At 63.6% G+C, this 6,258-nt stretch carries 6 protein-coding genes and 2 pseudogenes; 3 read left to right on the top strand and 5 right to left on the bottom strand.

What is annotated here, in order from left to right:
• Positions 1–528: pseudogene (locus WCB02_RS31150) on the top strand (N-acetyl-gamma-glutamyl-phosphate reductase); the annotation flags it as partial.
• Positions 529–621: 93 nt separating this feature from the next.
• Here the strand turns inward: WCB02_RS31150 and WCB02_RS31145 are convergent.
• From WCB02_RS31145 to pcsA, 3 genes are all read right to left on the bottom strand, one after another.
• The gene (locus WCB02_RS31145; RefSeq protein WP_423964151.1) at positions 622–1,596 is read right to left on the bottom strand and encodes a quinone oxidoreductase family protein; all 975 of its coding nucleotides are present in this window, start codon (positions 1,594–1,596) and stop codon (positions 622–624) included.
• Positions 1,597–1,690: 94 nt separating this feature from the next.
• Positions 1,691–2,416 carry a TerC family protein gene (locus tag WCB02_RS31140; protein WP_423964148.1) on the bottom strand — a complete coding sequence of 242 codons (726 nt, stop codon included), beginning with the start codon at positions 2,414–2,416 and terminating at the stop codon, positions 1,691–1,693.
• A complete protein-coding gene (gene pcsA, locus WCB02_RS31135) occupies positions 2,413–3,159 on the bottom strand; it encodes a phosphatidylcholine synthase (protein WP_423964146.1) in 747 nt (248 codons plus the stop codon). The genes WCB02_RS31140 and pcsA overlap by 4 nt, the downstream gene beginning before the upstream one ends.
• 88 nt (positions 3,160–3,247) lie before the next feature.
• Between pcsA and WCB02_RS31130 the strand changes: the two genes are divergently transcribed.
• Complete coding sequence (locus tag WCB02_RS31130) at positions 3,248–4,510, top strand: UbiH/UbiF family hydroxylase (RefSeq protein WP_423964154.1); 1,263 nt, start codon at positions 3,248–3,250, stop codon at positions 4,508–4,510.
• Here WCB02_RS31130 and WCB02_RS31125 read toward each other — a convergent pair.
• Positions 4,479–5,432: an AEC family transporter gene (locus WCB02_RS31125; RefSeq protein WP_423964144.1), complete on the bottom strand. Its 954-nt coding sequence runs from the start codon at positions 5,430–5,432 to the stop codon at positions 4,479–4,481. The genes WCB02_RS31130 and WCB02_RS31125 overlap by 32 nt on opposite strands.
• Positions 5,433–5,552: 120 nt before the next feature.
• Between WCB02_RS31125 and hspQ the strand changes: the two genes are divergently transcribed.
• A complete protein-coding gene (hspQ, locus tag WCB02_RS31120; protein WP_423964141.1) occupies positions 5,553–5,885 on the top strand; it encodes a heat shock protein HspQ in 333 nt (110 codons plus the stop codon).
• A gap of 175 nt (positions 5,886–6,060) precedes the next feature.
• On the opposite strand, the pseudogene WCB02_RS31115 reads toward hspQ, so the two are convergent.
• Positions 6,061–6,258, bottom strand: a pseudogene (locus WCB02_RS31115) (invasion associated locus B family protein); the annotation flags it as partial.

Below are 6,258 nucleotides of genomic sequence, written 5' to 3'. Positions count from 1 at the left end.
GGCGGAAACCGCATGATTGCCGAATTCGAAGACCAAGGCTCCAGCGACTACACGGAAGTCCCTTATCGGATCTACGCGCTTTCCGGGGAGCACAAACACGTCCCGGAAATGAAAATACATGCCGGGCTCGATCATGTTCCGCTGTTTGCGCCGGCGGTCGGCCGCTACGCCCAGGGCATGATCGTCGAAGTGCCCTTGCCGCTCCATGCAATGCCATCCCAGCCGCGGCTTGGCGACCTCCATGCCGCGCTGGCCGATGCCTATGATGGCGAGCATTTCATCGAGGTTGCGACGCTGGAGCAATCATCTTCCGTCGCGACAATCGCGCCGGAGAGCCTGAACGGCACCAACAGAATGAAACTCTACGTGTTCGGATCCGACAAGCTCGGACAGGCGCGGCTCGTGGCGGTGCTCGACAATCTCGGCAAGGGCGCCTCGGGCGCCGCCGTGCAGAACCTGAACCTGATGCTTGGATTGCCGGAGCGGACAGGACTGGATGGACGGTTCGCGTGGGAGACCGCTTCATAGTCGTGGGCTATTGTCCGCCGCGTCATGGCCGGGCCGGCCATCCACGCCCTTCTCGCCAGCCGCAAGCCGAAACAAGCCCGCGCATGACAGCGGTTACGGCTTGAGGATCGAGGCGCCGGTCGTGCCGCGGCTTTCCAGATCGATATGCGCCTTGGCGGCGTCTTTCAGCGCGTAGGCGTGGTTGATCGACACATGCAGCTTGCCGCTGATGATGGCGGCAAACAGCGTGTCGGCGCCCTCGAGCAATTCCGAGCGCTTGCCGATATAGTCGTTGAGTTTCGGCCGGGTCGCAAACAGCGAACCATGGCTGTTCAACTCGGCAATCGAAAATGGCGGCACCGGACCGGAGGCGTTGCCGAAGCTGACGAACAGGCCGCGCGGCTTCAGGCAGGACAGCGAGCCCGGAAACGTGGTCCTGCCGACGCCGTCATAGACCACGTCGCAAAGCTCGTTGCGGCTGATCTGCTTGACCCGCGCGACGAAATCTTCCTCATTGTAGAGGATGACATGATCGCAGCCATTGGCGAGCGCAAGGTCGGCCTTCGCTTTCGAGCCGACGGTGCCGATGACATGCGCGCCAAGCGCCCTCGCCCATTGGCACGCCAGGAGCCCGATGCCGCCGGCCGCGGCATGGATCAGGACACGATGATGCGGCTCGACCTTGAACGTCTTGTGCAGCAGATACCAGACGGTCAGGCCCTTCAGCATCAGCACGGCGCCCTGCTCGTAGGTGATATGGTCCGGCAGTTTGACCAGCTTTTCCCAGGGAATGTTGCGCTCGGTCGCATAGGCGCCGAGATTGTGGTAATAGGCGACGCGATCGCCGGGGTGGAAATTGGTGACACCGGGCCCGACCGCGATCACCTCGCCCGACGCCTCATTGCCGGCGATGAACGGCAATGACGGCGCCTTGTAGAGCCCGTTGCGGTAATAGACGTCGATGAAGTTCAGCCCGACCGCATGCTGCCGGATGCGCACCTCGCCAGGTCCCGGCGCCGCCACGTCCACGGCCTCGTAGACCAAGGCTTCCGGTCCTCCCACCTTGTGCACGCGCACAGCCTTGATCATCGTTCGAATCTCCGTCCCGGATGGCCCGATCAGGCAACGAAAGCCATCGCGGCTGCCTTGTCAACTCGACAGGGCCGCCAACGGCTCGCCGGGCCTAATCCGTTTTCCTGCCCCGATTGCGCTTCGCCAGCACGTTGAAGAACTCGACCGCCGCGGAAAATGCGATTGCGAAATAGATGTAGCCGCGCGGAATGTGGAACTGGAATCCGTCGGCGACCAGCGCGACCCCGATCAGCACCAGAAACGCCAGCGCCAGCATTTTCGTGGTTGGGTGCCGGGCAATGAAGCGCGCCACGGGCCCCGACGAGGCGTACATGATCGAACAGGCGATTGCCACCGCCGCGATCATGATCACGAGCTCCTGCGCCATGCCAATCGCGGTGATGATGGAGTCGAGCGAGAACACGATGTCGATGACGATGATCTGCAGGACCACCCAAATAAAACTGCGCGTCCCCTGGGGTTTGTCTCTCTCCTCACCCAGCCCCTCGACCTCTGCGTGGATTTCGTGGGTAGCCTTGCCGATCAGAAACAACCCGCCCGCGATCAGGATGATGTCGCGCCAGGACAAGGCCATGCCCTGGACGGTCAAAACGGTCCGGGTCAGGCGGATCAGCCACACCAGGAGGCTGAGCAGCAGGATGCGGAAAACCAGTGCCAGCGCCAGCCCGATCTGCCGTGCGCGCTTCGCCTGTTGCGGTGGAATGCGCGACACGATCACCGACAGGAAGATGACGTTGTCGATGCCGAGCACGATCTCCAGCGCCGTCAGGGTCAACAGCGCCGCCCAGGACTCGGGGCTCGGCAGCAGCGCGATCATGCCTTGAACGCTCGCAGCAGCCGGATCGCGGAATCGCTGGCAACGACATAGACCGCGATCGCGCACAGCGCGATGGTGACGGGGCTGCCGACGTCGAAGTCGCGCGCGAGCGTGTAAAACAGGAGGATGCCCCACAGCGCGATTAGCGTCAGCGTCAGCCAGCGCAGACGCACGGTGCGCACAGGGTGCAGCACGCGGAATGGCAGAAAGGTCGCCACGATCAAGACGGCGATGGCGAGGCTCGACAGCGCCGGCGGCCATTGCAGCAGGAACAGATAGAACGCGGCCAAGTTCCAGAGCCCGGGAAAACCGCGAAAATGATTGTCCGTGCTCTTCATGCGGCGGTCCGCGAAATACAGCGCGCCCGACACGGCGATCCCAGCACCAAGCAGAGGGGCTGCCAGCGGCAGCAACAGGCCGCTTGCGGTGACCGCATAGGCCGGCACGAAAACATAAGTGACGAAGTCGACCACGAGGTCGAGCACGTCGCCCGACCAGTTCGGCTGCAGCCGCGCCACATCCAGCCGCCGCGCCATCGGCCCGTCGGCGGCATCGATCACCAGGGCCACGCCGAGCCAGGCAAACATCGCGGCCCAATGCTCGCGCACCGCCTCGAGCAGCGCAAACAGGGCAATCCCCGCGCCGAGCGCGGTGAAGACATGAACGGAAAACGCGGCGGCACGCCGCGCCGGCGTGGTTTTGAGCGTGCCTTTGTGCGGGTCCTGCGGCTGGGTCGGGTCCATTGGTTCAGCAGTGCTAGCAGCAATCGCCACAATTTGTATATCGAAAGCGGGCTTGAAAAGGCCGCAGGGAAACGTCAATTGTTCCCCCATGAATGATGTCGCAGAAGCCTACGACGTCGCCGTGGTCGGCGGCGGCCCCGCCGGACTGGTCACCGCGATCGCTTTGTCGGAAACCGGCGCGAACACCGTCCTGATCGCCCGCCGCCATGCCTATGCCGATAACCGCACCACGGCGCTACTGGGCGGCTCGGTCGAGTTCCTGGAGGACCTGAATGTCTGGTCCCGCTGCCAGGACCAGGCTGCTCCGCTTCAGGTGATGCGGCTGGTCGACGACACCGGCCGCCTGATCCGCGCGCCGGAGGTACGGTTTTCCGCAGGCGAAATCGGATTGGACGCCTTCGGCTACAATATCGAAAACCGCATGCTGGTGAGCGCGCTGGAAGACCGCGCCACGGAGCTTGCGAACCTGATACGGCTCGACGATGAGGCCGAGACGATCACGCCGGATGACGCCGCGGTCGAGATCCGCACCGCCGGCGGCAAAGCGGTGTCCGCGCGCCTCGTGGTCGGCGCCGACGGCCGGCATTCGCTGTCCCGCGAAGCCGCCGGCATCGAGGTCAGGCGCCGCGATCTCAACCAGGCTGCACTGACCTTCAACCTCAGGTGTTCGCGTCCGCACCGGAATATCTCGACTGAATTTCATACGCCATTGGGGCCTTGTGTATTCGTGCCGCTGCCCGGTGACCGCTGCAGCGTGGTCTGGGTGACAAGCGCCAAGGAGGCCGAGCGGCTTCTGGCGCTCGGTGATGACGAATTGTCGGAAGCCGCCGAACATCAGGCGCACTCGATTCTCGGCCGGGTCCGGATCGAACCCGGCCGCCATATGTTTCCGCTCGCGATCGAGCGGCCGGCGAGATTTGCCTGGCGTCGAATCGCCCTGGTCGGCGAGGCCGCACATGTCGTTCCGCCGATCGGCGCGCAAGGATTGAACATGGGTATGCGCGATGCCGCCGACATCGCCGAGATCGTCGAAAAGGCGATCGAAGCCGACGAGGATCCTGGCGCGCCGCCTGCGCTGCGGCGTTACGATTCGGCGCGGCGGCCCGATGTCCTGAGCCGCACCTTCGCTATCGATATCGCAAACCGCTCCCTGCTCAGCGACCTCCTGCCGCTGCAGTCGCTGCGTGCAACCGGCCTGCAGCTGATTGGTTCGTTCGGGCCGCTCAGGCGCCTTGCGATGCGTGAAGGAATAGCGCCGTCCTGGCGGCCCTCCTGGCGGTCTGGCCGCCGCTCCGAAAGTCCGGCCACCGAGAGCGAATTTACGGAAACACCAGTCGGCCGCTCTGGATGAACCACATCACGCTGGTCAGCGTGACCACGGACGCGAAGGTGCCGATCAGGACGGCGACCGAGGCCGGCTCGATCCAGCTGTCGTTTTGCCGCGCGATCACGAACACGTTCAGGGCCGGCGGCAGCGAGGCCATCAGCACGGCGGTTGCCGCCCAGGGTTGCGCGAACGGCCCGAACATCAGCATCAATCCGAACGCTGCGAGCGGATGGATCAGGAGCTTGACCGCGATCACGCCCGGAACCTCCCAGGGCACGCGATCGAACGGTCGCAGCGCCACCGTCACGCCAAGCACGAACAGCGCGGTCGGCGCGGCGGCGTTCTGCAGGAATCTCACCATGTTGTCGATCGCCGTGGGTAGCGTGACGTGCAGCGCCGCCACCATCGCGCCGAGACACGCCGACATGATGAGCGGATTGGACACGATCTGCCGTGCCACGACGCCGAGCGCGTGCAGCAGGGACGGATGATCGCGATTGGTCAGTTCAACCAGCAGCGGCACGATCGAGAACAGAAAGATGCTGTCGCAGCAGAAGATCAGCGCGGTGGGCGCGGCGGCCTTGGTCCCGAGCACGGCGAGCGCCAGACCCGGCCCCATATAGCCGATATTGCCGTAGGCGCCGCACAGGCCGGACAGCGTCGCCTCACGCAACGACAAGCCGCCGATCAATCGGCCTGCCGCAAGGGCGAGACAGAAGGCGGTCACGGTCCCGAGCGTGGTCGCAACCAGAAATGGCGGGTTGTTGAGCTCGGCGAACGGCGTCTTGGACATGATGCCGAACAGCAGCGCCGGCAGCGAGACGTAAAGCAGGAAGAAGTTCATCCAGGCCAGCCCCGCCTCTGGCAGACCCTTGTGCCTGCCGCAGGCAAAGCCGATGAAGATCACCCCGAAATACGGCAGGGCGAGATTAAGAATGTCGAGCATGGAGAGGATCTTATGGCGATTTCTTCAGGAGGCGGCGACGGCTCGGAAAGCCGCGCCAGGAAGATGAATTCAATGGTCAGGCACTAGCATCGGTCGCAATCATGGTCTAATCGATTAGACATGATCAAAGCGCGAACCGCCAAGTTCCAGATCGGCCAGATCGTGCGCCACCGGATCTTTTCCTTCCGCGGCGTGATCTTTGATATCGATCCGGAATTCAACAACACCGAGGAGTGGTGGCTATCGATCCCCGAGGACGTGCGTCCGCACAAGGATCAGCCGTTCTACCATCTGCTCGCCGAGAACTCCGAATCCGAATACGTCGCCTACGTGTCCGAGCAAAACCTTTTGGCAGACGATTCCGGAGAGCCGATCCGGCACTCGCAGGTCGCCGAGATTTTCGTCAAGGACAAGGGTGGCGGCTACCGCCCGCGCAATCCGTCGCTGAACTGACGTCGCGCTGAACAGAGACAATCGACTTTCTCGCGCAAGATTTCGCATTGCGGGCGCGAGGCCGCGCATCCTGCGATGCAAAGCAACTGCCTCAGACCCACCAAACCAATCTGACCAACAAAAAAGGCGCCGGGCGGCGCCTTTTTCGTTCGTCGACATCAACCGCAGCGCGCAGCTATTTCGCCGCGGGATTGGCGGCCGTCGCGCCCTGGGTTGCTTCCAGCTTCTTGCGTGCTTCTTCCGCGCGCTTCTGCAGTTCTTCCTGCAGCTTCTTCTGGGTTTCCTCGAACACCTTCGGATCGGTCGGCGGTCCGTCATAAGCCTTGGCGAAGCTCCCGCTGGCTTCCTGAAGCGGCAGCGGCAAGGTCAGCGG

The sequence above is a fragment of the Bradyrhizobium sp. genome (genome assembly GCF_049581145.1).
In the GTDB taxonomy this organism is placed as follows: Bacteria; Pseudomonadota; Alphaproteobacteria; order Rhizobiales; family Xanthobacteraceae; genus Bradyrhizobium.
The sequence above is the reverse complement of the archived record's forward strand: the minus strand, read 5'-3'. Positions and strand labels throughout refer to the sequence as shown.